The 320-nt window shown below is 50.0% G+C and carries 1 pseudogene; it reads left to right on the forward strand.

Features of this window, described 5'->3' with window-relative positions:
* Positions 1–320 (forward strand): annotated as a pseudogene (locus ASG38_RS17870) (hypothetical protein); the annotation flags it as partial.

Consider the following 320-nt stretch of genomic DNA (forward strand, 5'->3'; position numbering starts at 1 on the left):
TACAATTACGGCCGGCAAGTTAGCCAATGCGGGTAACAACCAGGTGCTGACAACCAATGCAACCGGTGTACCAACATGGGTGAACCAGTCTGCTTTGGTGCCTGCTACCACAAACACATTGGTTAATAACGGTACCAACACACTCACATCAACCGTAAACGGAGTAGTAGCAACGGCAGCGGCAGTGAACACGGTTACCACTACTTTATCAGGTTCAAATTTGACTACAGTTGTAAACGGAGTGTCGAGCACCGCATTGAATCTGGCTCCGGTAGTGGCTGCCAATGACAAGACCAGTTCGGTAGTAAGCGGCACGACCA

The sequence above is a fragment of the Flavobacterium sp. Leaf359 genome (assembly GCF_001423985.1).
Taxonomy (GTDB): domain Bacteria; phylum Bacteroidota; class Bacteroidia; order Flavobacteriales; family Flavobacteriaceae; genus Flavobacterium; species Flavobacterium lindanitolerans.